This window comes from Kitasatospora sp. MBT63 (genome assembly GCF_000710465.2).
Taxonomy (GTDB): Bacteria; Actinomycetota; Actinomycetes; order Streptomycetales; family Streptomycetaceae; genus Kitasatospora.
This window is the reverse complement of sequence record NZ_JAIZ01000784.1, coordinates 3,972-5,290: the sequence shown is the minus strand read 5'-3', so window position 1 is coordinate 5,290 and position 1,319 is coordinate 3,972. Positions and strand designations below refer to the sequence as shown.

Sequence of the window (1,319 nt, the reverse complement as noted above, 5' to 3'; positions counted from 1 at the left end):
CACCCAGCCGGGTGCCGGTGCCGTGCGCCTCCACCACGTCCACCTCGCCGGTGCCGAGTCCGGCGGAGGCCAGCGCCTGCCGGATCACCCGCTGCTGGGAGGTGCCGCTCGGGGCGGTCAACTGGCTGCTGCGGCCGTCCTGGTTGACCGCACTGCCGCGCAGCACCGCCAGCACCCGGTGCCCGTTGCGCCGCGCGTCGGAGAGCTTCTCCAGCACCAGCAGTCCGGCGCCCTCGCCCCAGCCGGTGCCGTCGGCGGCGGCCGCGAAGGGCTTGCAGCGCCCGTCCGGGGCCAGTCCCCGCTGGCGGCTGAACTCGATGAACAGGCCGGGGGCCGCGAGCACGGTCGCGCCGCCCGCCAGGGCCAGCGAGCACTCACCTGCCCGCAGCGCCCGGGCGGCCAGGTGCAACGCCACCAGCGAGGAGGAGCAGGCGGTGTCCACGGTGACCGCCGGGCCTTCCAGTCCCAGGGAGTAGGCGATCCGGCCGGAGGCCACCGAGGTGGTGGTTCCGGTCAGCACGTAGCCGTCGGTCTGCTCGGCGGGCAGGTGGTGCATGCTCGGCCCGTACTCCTGGGCGATCACGCCCGCGAACACGCCGGTCCGGCTGCCGCGCAGCGCGTTCGGGTCGATCGCGGCGTCCTCCAGCGCCTCCCAGGCGGCCTCCAGCAGCAGCCGCTGCTGCGGCTCGGCGGCCAGCGCCTCGCGCGGCGACACCCCGAAGAACTCGGCGTCGAACTCGCCCGCTTCGTAGAGGAACCCGCCCTCCTTGGCATAGCTGCGGCCTGGCTTGTCCGGATCGGGGTCGTACAGGTTCTCCACGTCCCAGCCTCGGTCGGTGGGGAACGGGCCGACCACGTCCCGCCCCTCGGCGACCAGCCGCCACAGCGCCTCGGGTGTGTCCGCGCCGCCGGGGAAGCGGCAGGCCATGCCGACGATGGCGATCGGCTCCTCCGGGCCGCCGCCGACCGCACGGGCCTCGGCCTCACGCAGCCGCTGCCGGGTCTGGTGGAGCTCGGCGGCGACCTTGTTGAGGTAGTCGCGGAGCTTCTCCTCGTTGCTGCTCATCTCTGCGTCGCCTCTCTCAGGAAATTCCGAGCTCGTTGTCGATGAAGTCGAAGATGTCGTCATTGCTGACGTCGCCGATCCGGACCGCGATGTCGTCCTCCGCCGGGTCGGCGGCGCCGCCTGGTCCGGTGGCCGCCGGGGCGCCCAGGGCGGCCAGCAGCGCGGTGAGCCGGGCCGCCGCCTCGGCGCGGACCAGCGGGTCCTCGGGCAGTTCGGCCAGCGCCCGCTCCAGCCGGTCGAAGGCCGCGGCCGG

2 protein-coding genes are annotated in these 1,319 nt (G+C 74.6%); both read right to left on the bottom strand.

Annotated features, from left to right (window positions below; all coding sequences use genetic code 11):
• Positions 1 to 1,066 (bottom strand): beta-ketoacyl synthase N-terminal-like domain-containing protein (locus tag AA75_RS53130; RefSeq protein ID WP_233289417.1); only part of this gene is annotated, 1,066 nt, incomplete at its 3' end.
• 16 nt (positions 1,067 to 1,082) lie between these two features.
• A partial coding sequence (locus AA75_RS51260) for a hypothetical protein (RefSeq protein ID WP_199520541.1) occupies positions 1,083 to 1,319 on the bottom strand: 237 nt, incomplete at its 5' end.